The sequence below is a fragment of the Stenotrophomonas sp. TWI273 genome (genome assembly GCF_039674765.1).
Lineage (GTDB): Bacteria > Pseudomonadota > Gammaproteobacteria > Xanthomonadales > Xanthomonadaceae > Stenotrophomonas.
This window is the reverse complement of record NZ_JBDJOA010000006.1, coordinates 328,126-343,058: the sequence shown is the minus strand read 5'-3', so window position 1 is coordinate 343,058 and position 14,933 is coordinate 328,126. Positions and strand designations below refer to the sequence as shown.

The 14,933-nt window shown below is 68.4% G+C and carries 13 protein-coding genes; 11 read left to right on the top strand and 2 right to left on the bottom strand.

The window, feature by feature from the left end; genetic code table 11:
• Nucleotides 1-487 precede the first annotated feature (487 nt).
• The 4 genes from ABE571_RS11335 to ABE571_RS11320 all read left to right on the top strand — a co-directional run bounded on the left by ABE571_RS11335 (nucleotide 488) and on the right by ABE571_RS11320 (nucleotide 4,587).
• The gene (locus ABE571_RS11335; RefSeq protein WP_346493724.1) at nucleotides 488-2,236 is read left to right on the top strand and encodes a glutamine--tRNA ligase/YqeY domain fusion protein; all 1,749 of its coding nucleotides are present in this window, start codon (nucleotides 488-490) and stop codon (nucleotides 2,234-2,236) included.
• A gap of 202 nt (nucleotides 2,237-2,438) precedes the next feature.
• Entirely contained in the window at nucleotides 2,439-2,999 is a 561-nt protein-coding gene (locus ABE571_RS11330; protein WP_123728403.1) for a nucleoside deaminase, read from the top strand.
• A gap of 24 nt (nucleotides 3,000-3,023) precedes the next feature.
• Entirely contained in the window at nucleotides 3,024-4,070 is a 1,047-nt protein-coding gene (gene rlmM, locus ABE571_RS11325) for a 23S rRNA (cytidine(2498)-2'-O)-methyltransferase RlmM (RefSeq protein ID WP_346493723.1), read from the top strand.
• A 112-nt stretch (nucleotides 4,071-4,182) separates the two neighbouring features.
• Nucleotides 4,183-4,587 carry an EF-hand domain-containing protein gene (locus ABE571_RS11320; RefSeq protein ID WP_313219951.1) on the top strand — a complete coding sequence of 135 codons (405 nt, stop codon included), beginning with the start codon at nucleotides 4,183-4,185 and terminating at the stop codon, nucleotides 4,585-4,587.
• Nucleotides 4,588-4,596: 9 nt separating this feature from the next.
• Here the strand turns inward: ABE571_RS11320 and ABE571_RS11315 are convergent, their stop codons facing one another.
• Complete coding sequence (locus ABE571_RS11315; protein ID WP_313210108.1) at nucleotides 4,597-5,772, bottom strand: UbiH/UbiF family hydroxylase; 1,176 nt, start codon at nucleotides 5,770-5,772, stop codon at nucleotides 4,597-4,599.
• Nucleotides 5,769-6,974, bottom strand: coding sequence for a 2-octaprenyl-6-methoxyphenyl hydroxylase (gene ubiH / locus ABE571_RS11310; protein WP_313219953.1), 1,206 nt, complete (start codon nucleotides 6,972-6,974; stop codon nucleotides 5,769-5,771). The genes ABE571_RS11315 and ubiH overlap by 4 nt, the downstream gene beginning before the upstream one ends.
• A 94-nt stretch (nucleotides 6,975-7,068) precedes the next feature.
• Here ubiH and ABE571_RS11305 point away from each other — a divergent pair, with 94 nt between their 5' ends.
• From ABE571_RS11305 to rsmA, 7 genes are all read left to right on the top strand, one after another.
• Entirely contained in the window at nucleotides 7,069-7,653 is a 585-nt protein-coding gene (locus tag ABE571_RS11305) for a hypothetical protein (protein WP_313210112.1), read from the top strand.
• An 18-nt stretch (nucleotides 7,654-7,671) separates the two neighbouring features.
• The gene (locus tag ABE571_RS11300; protein ID WP_313210114.1) at nucleotides 7,672-8,226 is read left to right on the top strand and encodes a cob(I)yrinic acid a,c-diamide adenosyltransferase; all 555 of its coding nucleotides are present in this window, start codon (nucleotides 7,672-7,674) and stop codon (nucleotides 8,224-8,226) included.
• A gap of 35 nt (nucleotides 8,227-8,261) precedes the next feature.
• Entirely contained in the window at nucleotides 8,262-9,173 is a 912-nt protein-coding gene (locus ABE571_RS11295; RefSeq protein ID WP_346462824.1) for a histone deacetylase family protein, read from the top strand.
• Between the two features lie 116 nt (nucleotides 9,174-9,289).
• Complete coding sequence (gene lptD, locus ABE571_RS11290) at nucleotides 9,290-11,743, top strand: LPS-assembly protein LptD (RefSeq protein WP_313219955.1); 2,454 nt, start codon at nucleotides 9,290-9,292, stop codon at nucleotides 11,741-11,743.
• Nucleotides 11,740-13,086 carry a peptidylprolyl isomerase gene (locus ABE571_RS11285; protein ID WP_313210120.1) on the top strand — a complete coding sequence of 449 codons (1,347 nt, stop codon included), beginning with the start codon at nucleotides 11,740-11,742 and terminating at the stop codon, nucleotides 13,084-13,086. The genes lptD and ABE571_RS11285 overlap by 4 nt, the downstream gene beginning before the upstream one ends.
• Nucleotides 13,087-13,089: 3 nt before the next feature.
• Nucleotides 13,090-14,070, top strand: a complete 981-nt coding sequence (gene pdxA, locus ABE571_RS11280) for a 4-hydroxythreonine-4-phosphate dehydrogenase PdxA (protein WP_346493722.1) — start codon at nucleotides 13,090-13,092, stop codon at nucleotides 14,068-14,070.
• Nucleotides 14,067-14,897 (top strand): 16S rRNA (adenine(1518)-N(6)/adenine(1519)-N(6))-dimethyltransferase RsmA, encoded by an 831-nt coding sequence (gene rsmA / locus ABE571_RS11275; RefSeq protein ID WP_152154483.1) that lies wholly within the window; start codon nucleotides 14,067-14,069, stop codon nucleotides 14,895-14,897. The genes pdxA and rsmA overlap by 4 nt, the downstream gene beginning before the upstream one ends.
• Nucleotides 14,898-14,933 lie beyond the last annotated feature (36 nt).

Genomic DNA, 14,933 nt, shown 5'->3' with positions numbered 1-14,933 from the left:
CCTGAGTCAGGGGGCGGCGCCGAAGGCGCGGGGGTCTGGGTGATGGTGAGAAGGGGCCCGCGGTTTGCGCAGCAAAACGTGGGGCGACAGCGCGAATGCGGTGGCGCGTCCACGCGTGCCGACCAACGGTCGGCACTACCGAATGCGTCTGGAGGGGAGCCCCCTGAGTCAGGGGGCGGCGCCGAAGGCGCGGGGGTCTGGGTGATGGTGAGAAGGGGCCCGCGGTTTGCGCAGCAAAACGTGGGGCGACAGCGCGAATGCGGTGGCGCGTCCACGCGTGCCGACCAACGGTCGGCACTACCGAATGCGTCTGGAGGGGAGCCCCCTGAGTCAGGGGGCGGCGCCGAAGGCGCGGGGGTCTGGGTGATGGTGAGAAGGGGCCCGCGGTTTGCGCAGCAAAACGTGGGGCGACAGCGCGAATGCGGTGGCGCGTCCCCCGACAGGCTAAACTGTTGGTCTTTCTGCCTTTTAACTGCGACCGCGCATCATGTCCGAGTCTACCGCCGCCTCCACCGACGCCCTTCCGGAAACCCAGGAAAAACGGGATTTCATCCGTCAGATCGTCCGCGAGGACCTGGCCGCCGGCAAGCATGCCGCGATCAAGACGCGCTTCCCGCCCGAGCCCAACGGCTACCTGCATATCGGCCACGCCAAGTCGATCTGCCTGAACTTCGGCATCGCCGTTGAGTTCAACGGCGTGTGCAACCTGCGCTTCGACGACACCAACCCGGCCAAGGAAGATCCGGAGTACGTGGCCGCGATCCAGGACGATGTGCGCTGGCTGGGCTTTGAGTGGAACGAGCTGCGCCATGCCTCGGATTACTTCGATGCCTATTACCTGGCCGCGCAGAAGCTGATCACCGATGGCAAGGCCTATGTGTGCGACCTGTCGGCCGAGGAAGTGCGCGCCTACCGCGGCACCCTGACCGAGCCGGGCCGCCCGTCGCCGTTCCGCGAGCGCAGCGTCGAAGAAAACCTGGATCTGTTCCGCCGCATGCGCGCGGGCGAGTTCCCGGATGGTGCACGTACCCTGCGCGCCAAGATCGACATGGCCAGCGGCAACATCAACCTGCGCGACCCGGCGCTGTACCGGATCAAGCACGTCGAACACCAGAACACCGGCACTGCGTGGCCGATCTACCCGATGTACGACTTCGCGCATGCGCTGGGCGATTCCATCGAAGGCATCACCCATTCGCTGTGCACGCTGGAGTTCGAAGACCACCGCCCGCTGTACGACTGGTGCGTGGACAACGTCGATTTCGCCCACCACGATGCGCTGACCCAGCCGCTGGTCGATCGCGGCCTGCCGCGTGAAGCCGCCAAGCCGCGCCAGATCGAATTCTCGCGGTTGAACATCAACTACACGGTGATGAGCAAGCGCAAGCTGATGGCGCTGGTCACCGAGCAGCTGGTGGACGGCTGGGAAGATCCGCGCATGCCGACCCTGCAGGGCCTGCGTCGTCGTGGCTATACCCCGGCCGCGATGCGCCTGTTCGCCGAGCGCGTGGGCATCAGCAAGCAGAACTCGCTGATCGATTTCAGCGTGCTCGAAGGCGCGCTGCGCGAAGACCTCGACAGTGCCGCAGCGCGCCGCATGGCGGTGGTGGATCCGGTCAAGCTGGTGCTGACCAACCTGCCCGACGGTCACGAAGAAACCCTGACTTTCTCCAATCACCCCAAGGACGAGGCGTTCGGGACCCGCGAGGTGCCGTTCGCACGCGAACTGTGGATCGAACGCGAGGACTTCGCCGAGATCCCGCCCAAGGGCTGGAAGCGCCTGGTGCCGGGCGGCGAAGTGCGCCTGCGCGGGGCCGGCATCATCCGCTGCGATGAGGTCATCAAGGACGCCGAGGGCACCATCACCGAGCTGCGTGGCTGGCTGGACCCGGAATCGCGCCCGGGCATGGAAGGCGCCAACCGCAAGGTCAAGGGCACCATCCATTGGGTCAGCGCCGTGCACGCGGTACCGGCCGAGATCCGCCTGTACGACCGCCTGTTCTCGGTGGCCAACCCGGACGATGAGTCCGAGGGCAAGACCTACCGCGATTACCTCAACCCGGACTCGCGCCGCACCGTAACCGGCTATGTCGAACCGGCCGCGGCCACCGCTGCGCCGGAACAGTCGTTCCAGTTCGAGCGGACCGGCTATTTCGTCGCCGATCGCCGCGATCACACCGCAGCCACGCCGGTGTTCAACCGCAGCGTGACCCTGCGCGATACCTGGTCGGCGTAAGCTGGCTGTGGCCGGTGCCGGGCACCGGCCGCCTGATGTCACCTGCGCGACCCTGCCATGGCAGGGCCTGCGCTCCAGCTCCCCTGCGACCGGCGCAGCCCTGCGCCGGCGTGCGCGTGGCCGCGTTCAGCGCGGGCACGGCGTCCCTACGCGCGGCCCGATACACTGCCGCTGCTCCATCTTTGAAGAGGTTCATGTCCCGATGCTGTACGCGCAAGTCCATCTCACCCTGCCCGCCTGGATCCACGACCAGATCGATCTGGGCCGTGTCTATCCCGAGGATGCCGACAAGGTCGCGCTGGCGATCGAACTGTCGCGCCTGAATGTCGAGGCGCAGACCGGTGGCCCCTTCGGCGCCGTGGTGTTTGGGCCGGACCATCGTGTGATCGCCGCCGGCGTGAACCGCGTGGTCCCGCATACGACCTCGCTGGCGCATGCCGAGAACATGGCCTACATGCTGGCCCAGCAGCGCCTGCAGACCCCGCGCCTGAACGATGTGCTGTCGCCGATCACCCTGGCGACCTCCTCCCAGCCGTGCTGCCAGTGCTACGGCGCCACCATCTGGGCCGGTATCGATCGGCTGCTGATCGGTGCCAGCGCACAGGACGTGGAAGAACTCACCCCGTTCGACGAGGGTCCGCTGCCGGCGGACTGGATCGGCGAACTCAACAAACGTGGCATCGAGGTCGTGCGCGACATCGAGCGCGACGCCGCGCGCGCGGTCCTGCGCCAGTACGGAGAGATCAACGGTGCCCATTACTGATATCCGCGCTTCAGGCGCGATGCGATGAGCGGCCTGCTGTGTCTGTGCCGCCAGGGCTTTGAACCGGAACTGGCCGCCGAGCTCTCCGAGCGGGCGGCGTATGCCAACGTGGCCGGCTATGCGCGTACCCAGCGCAATGACGGCTACGTGGTGTTCGTCACCGAGGAGGGCGCGGCGCTGTCCAAGGCCTTGTCCTGGCGTTCGCTGATCTTCGCCCGGCAGAAACTGCAGGTGCTGGCCGAGCTGCCGCAGCTCGATACCGCCGACCGCATCACCCCGATCATTGCCGCGCTTCAGGGGCAGCAACGCTTCGGCGACATGTGGGTCGAGCATCCGGACTCGGACGAAGGCAAGCCGCTGGCTGGGCTGGCCCGCGCGTTCGGCAACGCACTGCGCCCGGCGCTGCGCAAGGCCGGCCTGCTGACCGACAAGCCGAACCCCGGCCTGCCGCGCCTGCACATCGTGTTCGTCGATGGTCGTCATGCGTTTGTGTGCGTGGCCGATACCCGCGACAGCGCGCCGTGGCCGCTGGGCATCCCGCGCCTGAAGCTGCTGCCCGATGCGCCTTCGCGCTCGGCGCTGAAGCTGGATGAAGCCCTGCTCACCCTGATGACGCCGGACGAGCGCGAGCTGCTGGTCAAGCCGGGCATGCGCGCGGCCGATCTGGGCGCTGCACCGGGTGGCTGGACGTGGGTGTTGACCCGCCAGCACGTGAAGGTGATCAGCGTGGACAACGGCCCGTTGCGCGAGCACGTGCTGGAGACCGGCCTGGTGGAGCACCTGCGCGCCGACGGCTTCCACTGGCAGCCGGAGACCCCGCTGGACTGGATGGTCTGCGACATGGTCGAACAGCCGCGCCGCGTGGCCGAGCGCATGGCCACCTGGTTCCGCGAGGGCTGGTGCAAGCACGCGATCTTCAACCTCAAGCTGCCGATGAAAAAGCGCTGGGATGAAACCCGCCTGTGTCTGGAGCTGTTCCAGGAACAGGCCGGCAAACCGCTGCACCTGCGCGCCAAGCAGCTGTATCACGACCGCGAAGAAATCACGGTGCTGGCTTCGCCGCTGCGCTGACCCAGGCGCATCACCGGTAGCGCCGGGCCATGCCCGGCTGGCCGCGCAACGCGCGACAATGATCGAAGCACGCGCCGGGTACCCGGCGCCCCACGTCATGTACGGAGTTTCCATGCGACGCCGATCCCGCCTCACCCTGCTGCTGTCCCTGGTGTCCCTGCTGCCCACGCTCGCGCTGGCCCAGGTCCACACCCCATCGCCAGCTGTCAGCGAACCGCTGCGCGAGGTGCCGGCCAGCGTGCGCGCGCAGCCGCTCTCGCAGGGTGAGGTGACCCATCAGGTGACGCTGGCCGCACCGGCCGGCGAAGCCGCGGTGACGGTGCGTTCGGTGCAGCCGGTGAGCGTGGTGGGACAGTACCGCATCGCGTTCGCGGCGCTGGATGTCGACGGCGACGGCTTCATCAGCCGCGCCGAGGCGCAGGCCAACCCGACGCTGGCCGATGAATTCAACGCGCTGGACGTGAAGCGGCGCGGCACGCTGGACCGCGCCGATCTGGCCGGCTGGCTGATCGACTGAGCGCGCCGCTCACCCCCCCGCCGCGCGCTTCCAGAACATCGATACCAGCGGCGGCAGCTTGCCGGCGCAGCCCAGCGCGCGACCGCGCGCCAGGGTCAGGTGCATCTCATCATTGGAGAACACCGTGTTGATCGCATCGAAGCTGTACGCAGCGACGGTGTTCTCACTGCGGCGTTCGCGTGCCCAGCGCTGCAGGCGGTGCGGTGACATCCACTCCTGGCGGCGCTGCTGTGCCGCCAGCACCATCGTCCGCAGCGCGGCGACATCGCGCAGGCCGAGATTGACACCCTGCCCGGCCAACGGATGCACCACATGCGCCGCATCACCGAGCGCGAGCACGCGGCCGGCGACGTAGCCGGTCGCCAACTGGCGGCGCAGCGGGAAGGCCGCGCGCTTGGAGGCCAGGGTCATCGCCCCCAGCCGCCCGGCAAAGGCATGGGTGAGCTCACGGCCGAAGGCGGCCTCGTCGAGTGCCAGCACGCGCCCGGCCTCGGCCTCGGGCAGCGTCCACACGATCGAACTGCGCTGCGCGCTGATCGGCAGGACCGCCAGCGGGCCGGTCACCAGGAAGCGCTGCCACGCGGTGGCTTCATTGTTTTTTTCGGTATCCACGTAGGCAACCACGCCACGCTGGCCGTAATCCTGGCGGGTCACCTCCAGCCCGGCCAGACGGCGCAGGGTGGATTCGGCCCCGTCGGCGGCGACCGCGAGCGAGGCGTCGAGCCGACGGCCGTCGTCCAGGCGCAGGCGCACCCCGTTGGCGTCCTGCTCGAGTGCTTCCACCCGCGCCGGGCAGCACAGCTGCACGCCGGCCCCCGGCAGCGCCGCCCACAGGCGGTCCACCAGCAGATCGTTCTCGACGATCCAGCCCAGTTGTTCGCGGCCGAGCGTATCGGCGTCGAAGCGCAGTTCGCCGCCGCCGGCCGCATCCCAGACCCGCATGCGGCGGTAGGCACAGGCACGCGCGGCGGTCACCGCCGGCCACACGCCGAGCGCGGCCAGCAGCTGGGCGTTGTCCGGCGCGAACGCATACACGCGCAGATCCGGTTGCTGCGGTTGCCAGGCGGCGGGCTCGCGGCCTTCCACCAACGTCACCGACAACCCGGCATCGGCCAAGGCCAAGGCACAGGCCGCGCCGACCACACCGCCACCGACCACCACCACGTCCTGCGGACGCCGGCTCACAGGCCCGCTCCGCGGCACAGCGCCGGCACCTGGCCGCGGAAGCCCATCGCGCCACCGACCAGCATCGACTGCATCGGCGTGGCCTGTGCCGCCAGCAACCCGAGCGAACGCAGCGGCCGCATCAGCGGTGCCGGGTTGCTGGTCAGGCGTGCCAGCCCGCCGGAGAAGGCGATGGTCTGCTCGCGGTCTTCCTGACGTCGTGCCACGTGTTCGCGCAGCAGTGCATCGCTGCCGGCATCGTCGGCCTCGGCGACCAGTTCGGCCAGGGTCAGCGCATCGCGCAGGCCCAGGTTGAAGCCCTGTGCGCCCAGCGGATGGATGGTCTGCGCGGCATTGCCAAGCAGGACGGCACGCTCGCCGACCAACGCGCGCGACAGCACCTGGATCAACGGATATGCGCTGCGCGGCCCGCTCTCCAGCAACCGGCCGGCACGCCAGCCGATCGCACCCTGCAGGCGGCTCACCCACGCCGCATCGTCCAGCGCCATCACCGCCTCGGCCTGCTCGCGGGCAACGCCGTGCACCGCACCGAAGTGACGGTCGCCACGCGGCAGCAACGCGGTCGGGCCGCTGTCGGTGAAGCGCTCGTACGCGGTGCCATCCGGCGCACGTGCGGCACGCACCCGCGACACGAACAGGGTCTGTTGGAAATCGTGTTCGTCCACGCCGATGCCCAGCGCGTCGCGCACGCCACTGCGGGTCCCATCGGCACCCACGACCAGGCGGGCCAACAGGCAGCGCTCACCTCGGTCATCGGCAATGAACACCTCGCGGTACCCGTCCACCGTGGCGCCCAGGCGCACGAACCGGGCCGGACGATAGCGGGTCAGGCGGGTCAGCGTCTCCAGCCGCGCCTCCAGCGCCTGGCCAAAATCGCGGGCCACGACCACCTGGCCGAACCACGGGCGCTGGTACTGCGCGGCCTCCATCTGCACCCGGCCGAAATCGCCGGCACGGCTGACATGGATACGGGTGATCGCGCCCGGCGCAGCGGCCAGCTTCTGCATCACGCCCAGCGCGGTCAGCGCGTTGACGGTGGCCGCAGCAAAGCTGAGGTTGCGCTGGTCGAAGACCGCCGGCAGCGTGCCCGGCGGCGACGCCTCGACCAGGCCGACATCGCGGCCGGCACGGTCCAGGGCGATGGCCAGGCTGGCACCGACCAGCCCGCCACCTACGATCACTACATCATGTCGTTCACTCATGCCCGCCATGATAAGGGTTCGTCCGTTCCGGCGGCGTGCGGCGGCCTGCCGCAGCAGGCGCTAGAATGAATGCCTGCCCTCACCCGTCACCGCCATGACCTCCACTGCCCAACGCGCCTTTGTCCTGTCCGTGCTCGTGCTGTTGATGGCGGCCACGCGGGTCAACCATTTCGCGGCGATTCCGGATGCCTCCTGGGCGGTGTTCTTCATCGGCGGCTTCTACCTGCGCCAGTGGACCCGCTGGGCGTTCCCGCTGCTGATGGCGCTGGCGGTAGTGGTCGACTGGATCGTGATCCGCCGCAGCGGCCTGGATTTCTGGCAGCACTACTGCGTCTCGCCGGGCTACTGGATGCTGCTGCCGGCGTACTTCGCGATGTGGGGCGGTGGCATGCTGCTGCGCGGCGGCTATCACGGCGCCCACTGGGCCGCGCTGGGCAAGGGCGCGCTGTTGCTGGTCGCGGCGGTGGCGGTCTGTCATCTGTTCGCCCAGGGCGGCTTCTACTGGACCAGTGACAGCGTGGCCGCCCCCACCCTCGGTGGCTGGGCGAAGAACTACAGCGACTGGTTCCTGCCCTACCTGCGCACCGCCGCGGTCTACGTCGGCCTGGCCGCCGCCCTGCAGCTGGCGACCGAACAGGTCGGCAAGCTGCTGCAGGCGCGCCGCGACGTGCTGCACTGAGCGCGGCCGGGCTCGCCGATGGGTAACCGCCTTTCCCGTATCTATACGCGCACCGGTGACGATGGCAGTACCGGGCTGGGCGATGGCAGCCGCGTGGCCAAGGACGACGCCCGCGTCGCCGCCTACGGCACCGTAGATGAGGCCAACTCGGCGCTCGGGGTGCTGCTCGCGGCACCGCTGCCCGACGACATCCGCGCGCTGCTGACGGTGATCCAGCACCAGCTGTTCGATCTGGGCGGCGAGCTGTGCATCCCCGGCCATGCCGCCATCCACGCCGCCGACATCGAGGCGCTGGAGCTGCAGTTGGACCACTACAACGCCGATCTGCCGGTGTTGAAGGAGTTCATCCTGCCGGCCGGTGGCGAAGCGGCGGCGCGCTGCCATCTGGCCCGCACCATCGTGCGCCGCGCCGAGCGCGAGACGGTCACGCTGGCGCGCCGCGAGACGGTCCGCCCGGAAGCACTGCACTACCTCAACCGCCTGTCGGACCTGCTGTTCGTGCTCGCGCGCGTGCTGGCCCGCGCCGACGGCCACGGCGAGGTGCTCTGGCGCCACGAGCGCCGCCACGCCTGAGCGGCCCTGCCGCCCCACCCGGATATCCTGCCCGCATGCTGGTTTTCACCCACCCCGCCTGTCTGCAACACGATCCCGGCCGCGGCCACCCCGAATGCCCGGCGCGCCTGCAGGGAGTGCTCGATGCGCTCAAGACAGCCTATCCGGACCAGCTGGACTGGCGGGAGGCGCCGCCGGCCAAGCTCGGCGAGCTGGCCCGGGTCCATGACAGCGAACTGATCGACCTGGTCCTCAAGCCGCAGACCGAGCCGCTGCGCCTGATCGACATGGACACCATGACCTCGCCCGGCTCGGCCAGTGCGGCCCTGCATGCGGCCGGTGCCGGCGTGGCGGCGGTCGATGCGGTGATGCTCGGCCAGGACCCGGTCGCGTTCTGCGCGGTGCGCCCGCCGGGCCACCATGCCAGCGCCAACACGGCGATGGGCTTCTGCCTGTTCAACAACATCGCCATCGCCGCGGCCTACGCCCGCGACCGCTATGGACTGGAGCGGATCGCCATCGTCGATTTCGACGTGCACCACGGCAACGGCACCCAGGACATCTTCGTCGCCGATCCCGGGGTGGCCTACTACAGCACCCACCAGGCCGGTCTGTTCCCCAATTCCGGCCTCCGCCGCGACCGCGGGGCCGGCAATCTGATGAACATCCTGCTGCCCCCGGGCAGTGGCGGCTTCCGCTTCCGCAACACCTGGGCCGACGAAATGCTGCCCGCCATCGATGATTTCCGCCCGCAGCTGCTGCTGATCTCGGCCGGCTTCGATGCGCACATGCGCGACCCGCAGGCCGACCTGATGCTGGAAACCGAGGATTTCGCCTGGATCACCGCCGAGCTGCGCGGGCTCGCCCGCCGCCACGGCGCCGGGCGGATCGTGTCGATGCTCGAGGGCGGATACGACCTGCAGGCCTTGGCCGAGTGCAGCGTGGCCCACGTCGGCCAGCTGCGCTGAACCGCGCGGACCGGGCCTTGGAATGAACCCGGCCCCCTGCGTGGGCGGGACCTTCATTGCCCCTATGCAAGGGATGGGGCAAGCTACGATCCGTTTTCGCCCGAATCCGATACCGCGTGCGCCGAGCCCTCCGCCTGCTGCCCCTCCCCCTCAGTATCGCCATCTGCCTGCCGGCCCTGGCCGACGACAAGCCGGTGAACTGGGGCCTGTGCCCGGTGACCGACGTGCTGCCCGTGTTCGACGATGCGCCCAAGGCTGACAAAGCCGCGGCCGCGACGCGTGACCAGCAGCCGACGGACATCGAAGGCGACCAACTGACCGGTACCTCCGTGGTACCCAACTACCAGGGCAATGTCGCGCTCAAGCGCGGCGACCAGTTCCTGGGCACCGACAACCTGAGCTTCGACACCGAAAGCGGCAACTACATCGCCGAGGGCAACGTCCGCTATCAGGACTCCTCGATCCGGATGAAGGCCAAGCGCGCCGAAGGCAATCAGGAAAGCGACACCCACAAAATCTCCGACATCCAGTACCAACTGGTGTCCCGCCGGGGCAACGGTGGCGCCGAGTCGATCGATCTGCAGGGCGCGGTGGGCCAGATGCACCGCTCCACCTACACCACCTGCGATCCCTCGCAGCCGGTGTGGAAGCTCTCGGCACCGCAGATCGAGGTCGATAACGACGCCGGCTTCGGTACCGCGCGCAATGCCGTGCTGCGCATCGGCAAGGTTCCGGTGCTGTGGGCGCCTTACTTCAAGTTCCCGATCGATGACCGCCGCCAGACCGGCCTGCTTTACCCGCAGGTGGGGCTGTCCGGCCGCAACGGCTTCGACTACACCCAGCCGATCTATCTGAACCTGGCGCCGAACTTCGACGACACCCTGATGCCGCGCTACATGAGCAAGCGCGGTTTCATGCTCGACAACGAATTCCGCTATCTCTACGACGGCGGCCGCGGCGAGCTGCTGACCGCCTACCTGCCCAACGACAAGCTGCGCGACAAGGATCGCGGCCGCGTGGAGTTCAGCGGGTACCACAACATCAACGCCAACTGGCAGGCCCGTGCGAGCCTGGCCTGGGTCAGCGACGAGCGCTATCTGGAGGATTTCTCCAACCGGCTGCTCGGCGTGACCACCTCCAACCTGCAGAGCCAGATCGGCATCTACGGCACCGGTGAGAACTGGACCGGCGGCCTGATGGCCGACTATTGGCAGCTCACCGATTACACCCTGACCGAAGCGTCCCTGCCGTACGCGCGCCAGCCGCGCCTGTTCGTCAACTGGGACAAGCCGCTGCTGCCGTGGCTGGAAACCGGCGTGTATGCCGAAGCGGTGAACTTCACGCACCTGGACGTGCACGAGAAGTTCGGCGCGGACCAGGAATACGAGCGCACCGGTGTGTCACGCAGCATGGACGGCGGCTCGCGACTGGATGTGAAACCGTATGTCTCGATGCCGTTCAGCGGCGCGGCCTGGTACGTCACCCCGACCCTGGCCTACCGCTACACCGGGTACGATTTGGAACGCGGGTTGGCCGATGACATCCGTCGGCAGAATCTGATCGCCGCCGGCATCGACCCGGCTACCGCGACCCCCGACCAATTGCGCGGCAACACCTCGCCGAGCCGCAGCCTGCCGATCGGCACCATCGACGCGGGCCTGTTCTTCGATCGGGAAACCACCATCGGCGACACGCGCTTCCTGCACACGCTGGAACCGCGCCTGTTCTATCTGCGTACGCCCTACCGCGACCAGAGCGACCTGCCGGTGTTCGATACGCGTGACTTCACCTTCAGCTGGGGCCAGCTGTTCCGCGACTCGCGCTACTCCGGCGCCGATCGCCAGAACGACGCCAACCAGCTGACCATGGCGGTGAGCACCCGCTTCATCGACCAGGACACCGGCAAGGAGCGCTTCTCGGGCAGCATCGGCCAGATCCTGTACTTCGATGATTCCCGGGTCACGCTCAACAGCAGTGAAACGCCGGTCGAGCAGGGCAAGTCGGCCTGGATCGCCGATACGAACTACATGATCAACGACCGCTGGACCTTGGGTGCCACCTATCAGTGGGATCCCAAGTACAAGCGTGAGGATCTGGCCAGCGTACGCGCGCGCTACCTCATGTCCAACGACGGCATCGTCAACCTGACCTACCGCAGCCGCTTGAATCCACAGGCCTCGACCACGGCGACCCGCCGCGACCGGACGCTGCTGGAGCAGGCCGACCTGTCCTTCCTCTACCCGCTGAACGAGCGCTGGAGCCTGGTCGGACGCTATTACTACTCCATCCAGGACCGCGCCCCGCTGGAAATCATCGGTGGCGTGCAGTGGGACAGCTGCTGTCTGGCCGTTCGCGCCATCGCCCGCCGCTACGTGCGCAATCGCGAGGGTGAACTGAACAACTCCTTCCAGATCGAGTTCGTGCTCAAGGGCCTGAGCTCCATCGGCCAGAACACGGACCGCACCTTGCGCCGTGCTATTCTCGGGTACTACCGAGACGACCTCTATCTGGTGCCGCCCAGCAACACCGGTGCAGCCCGCGACGACTACGATCCGAATCAGATCCCATGACCAAGACCCTTCCCGTACTCCTCGCCTCCCTGCTGGCGGTCTCCTCCGCGACGGCCCCGTTGCAGGTGCTGGCCCAGCAGAGTCAGCCGCTGGACCGCATCGCGGCGATCGTCGATGAGGACGTCGTGCTGCAGAGCGAACTGGACCGCGCCGTCCAGAACATCAAGGCCCAGTACGCCGGTCGTGAAAACCAGCTGCCGCCTGATGACGTGCTCAGCCGCCAGGTGCTCGAGCGTCTGGTACTGGTGAAGCTGCAGGTGGCGCGTGCCGAGAGCAGCGGCATCAAGGTCAGCGATCAGGAACTGAACCAGGCCATCAACGCCATCGCCCAGCAGAACGGTTCCACCCTGGATGCCCTGCGCCAGCGTCTGGCCAGCGATGGCCTGGATTTCAACGATTTCCGCAATTCGGTGCGTGACGAGATCACCGTCCAGCGCCTGCGCCAGAGCTTCGCGCAGAGCCGCATCACCGTCAGCGAAGGCGAAGTGGATGGCGCGCTCAAGCAGCAGGCCACCGTGGGCACCCAGTATCACCTGGCCCACATCCTGATCGGCCTGCCGGAAGGCGCCACCGCCGAGCAGATCACCACCGGCCAGAAGAAGGCCGATGGCGTCAAGGCGCTGCTGGACAAGGGCGAGCTCGACTTCAACGCGGCCGCCGTCCGTTATTCGGACAGTCCCAACGCGCTGGAAGGCGGCGACCTGGGCTGGCGTTCGCTGGATGAAATCCCGAATGCCTTCGCGCAGATGATGAAAGAGATGAAGTCCGGCGACGTGGTCGGCCCGCTGCGTGGCCCCAGTGGTTTCCAGCTGCTGAAGCTGGTCGAGGTGCGTGATGCCAGCGCGGCCGCTGACGGCGGTCACACCATCACCGAGTACCACGCCCGTCATATCCTGGTCCGCATCACCGACCAGCAGGACAATGCCGCGGCCAAGGCCAAGATCGACACCCTGCGTGCCCGCATCGCCGGCGGCGCCGAGTTCGATGCAGTGGCCAAGGAATCCTCGGAAGACAACAACAGCAAGGGCCAGGGCGGCGATCTGGGCTGGTTCCCGGCCGATGCCTTCGGCCCGGACTTCGGCAAGCAGGTTGAAGGCATCACCGACGGCGGCGTGAGCCAGCCGTTCCGTACCGATGCCGGCTGGCACATCGTCCAGCGCGTCGCCACGCGCCAGACCGATGCCACCACCGACAACCAGCGCGCCCAGATCCGTGAAACGATCGGCCGCCGCAAGCTGGAGGAAGAGTACAACCGCTTCCTGCAGGAACTGCGTGGCGAAGCCTACGTGGATATGCGCGGTTATGCCCCGGGTGCCGCGGCGACCACGCCGCCGCAGTCCTGATTCATGCTCCCGCAGCTCGCGCTGGTACCGGGCGAGCCGGCGGGGATCGGCCCGGAGCTCTGCCTCCGTCTGATCCAGCAGCCGCGCACCGATTGCCGGCTGCTGGCCTTCGCCGACCCGGACACGCTGCACGCTGCCGCCGCTGCGCTGTCGCTGCCGCTGCAGCTCCTGCCTGAAGACACCATCGCCCGCCAGCCGGGCGATCTGCCGTTGCGCGTGGTGCCCAATGCGGTGCCATCCCGTTTCGGCACGCCGGATCCAGCCAACGCCGGGGCGGTGATCGGCGCGCTGCGACAGGCTGGGCAGGCCTGCCTGACCGGTGAACTGGCCGGCGTGGTCACCGGCCCGGTGCACAAGGCGGTCATCAACGAGGGCGGCATCGCCTACAGCGGCACGACCGAACTGCTGGCCGACCAGGCCCGCACCCCGGTGGTGATGATGCTCGCCAATGACATTGTCCGGGTCGCCCTGGCCACCACCCACCTGCCCTTGCGCGCCGTGGCCGATGCGATCACCCCTGACGGGCTGGCGCTGACCCTGCAGATCGTCCACGACGCCCTGCAGCGCGATTTCGGCCTGGCCTCGCCGCGCATCGCCGTGCTCGGGCTGAACCCGCACGCTGGCGAAGACGGCCACCTGGGCCGCGAAGAGCTCGACCTGATCATCCCCCTGCTGGAGCGCCTGCGCACCCGGGGCATGGACCTGGTTGGCCCGCTGCCGGCCGACACCGCCTTCCTGCCGGCCAAGCTGGCCGGGTTCGACACGGTGCTGGCGATGTACCACGACCAGGGCCTGCCGGTGCTCAAGTACAGCGGCTTCGAGCAGGCCGTCAACATCACCCTGGGCCTGCCCTACCCGCGCGTCGCGGTCGACCATGGCACCGCCCTGGATCTGGCCGGCCGCGGCGTGGCCGACCCTTCCAGCCTCCTCGCTGCCACCGCGCTGTGTGCCCGGCTGGCGCGCCAACGTACACTGGTGTCATGACTTCTTCGTATTCCTCCTCCGGCGCGCCCGGTTTCTCCGGCCCCGCCAAGAAGCAGCTCGGCCAGCACTTCCTCGCCGACCGCAGCTACATCGACAAGATCGTGCTGGCGGTCAGCCCGAAAGACGGCGACCGCCTGGTCGAGATCGGCCCGGGCCAGGGCGCGATCACCCTGCCGCTGCTGCGCCGCCACCCGAAGCTGACCGTGATCGAGTTCGATCGGGATCTGGTCGGCCCGCTGGCCGCCGCCGCCGAACCGCTGGGCGAGATGACCATCATCCACCGCGACGTGCTGCAGGTGGACTTCACCGAGCTGGCCGCGGGCAGCCCGATCCGCCTGGTCGGCAACCTCCCCTACAACATCTCCTCGCCGATCCTGTTCCATGCGCTGGACCACGCGGCGGTGATCACCGACATGCACTTCATGCTGCAGAAGGAAGTGGTCGACCGCATGGCCGCCGATCCGGGCAGCAAGGTGTATGGCCGGCTGAGCGTGATGCTGCAGGCGTTCTGCAAGGTCACCTCGCTGTTCGTGGTGCCACCGGGCGCGTTCCGTCCGCCGCCGAAGGTCGATTCGGCGGTGGTGCGGCTGGTCCCGCGGGATCCGGCCACGGTCGGCATCCTGGACCGCAAGCGCTTCGCCCACGTGGTCAAGGCCGCCTTCGGGCAGCGCCGCAAGACCCTGCGCAATGCCCTGCAGAATGTGTGCACGCCCGAGCAGTTCGAAGCGGCTGGCGTGCGCAGCGATGCCCGCGCCGAGCAGCTGGACGTGGCGCAGTTCATCGCGCTGGCCAACGTCCCGTACGAGGCTGACGCGCCGCAGGGTTGAGCGCGCCACCTCGTGGCCAGCACCGGCCGCGCGCAC

Coding starts and splice junctions, on each gene's coding strand:
- ABE571_RS11320 (WP_313219951.1), top strand. CDS start 4,183: ATGCGACGCCGATCCCGCCTCACCCTGCTGCTGTCCCTGGTGTCCCTG.
- ubiH (WP_313219953.1), bottom strand. CDS start 6,974: ATGAGTGAACGACATGATGTAGTGATCGTAGGTGGCGGGCTGGTCGGT.
- rsmA (WP_152154483.1), top strand. CDS start 14,067: ATGACTTCTTCGTATTCCTCCTCCGGCGCGCCCGGTTTCTCCGGCCCC.
- ABE571_RS11285 (WP_313210120.1), top strand. CDS start 11,740: ATGACCAAGACCCTTCCCGTACTCCTCGCCTCCCTGCTGGCGGTCTCC.
- rlmM (WP_346493723.1), top strand. CDS start 3,024: ATGAGCGGCCTGCTGTGTCTGTGCCGCCAGGGCTTTGAACCGGAACTG.
- ABE571_RS11330 (WP_123728403.1), top strand. CDS start 2,439: ATGCTGTACGCGCAAGTCCATCTCACCCTGCCCGCCTGGATCCACGAC.
- ABE571_RS11335 (WP_346493724.1), top strand. CDS start 488: ATGTCCGAGTCTACCGCCGCCTCCACCGACGCCCTTCCGGAAACCCAG.
- ABE571_RS11295 (WP_346462824.1), top strand. CDS start 8,262: ATGCTGGTTTTCACCCACCCCGCCTGTCTGCAACACGATCCCGGCCGC.
- ABE571_RS11305 (WP_313210112.1), top strand. CDS start 7,069: ATGACCTCCACTGCCCAACGCGCCTTTGTCCTGTCCGTGCTCGTGCTG.
- pdxA (WP_346493722.1), top strand. CDS start 13,090: ATGCTCCCGCAGCTCGCGCTGGTACCGGGCGAGCCGGCGGGGATCGGC.
- ABE571_RS11300 (WP_313210114.1), top strand. CDS start 7,672: ATGGGTAACCGCCTTTCCCGTATCTATACGCGCACCGGTGACGATGGC.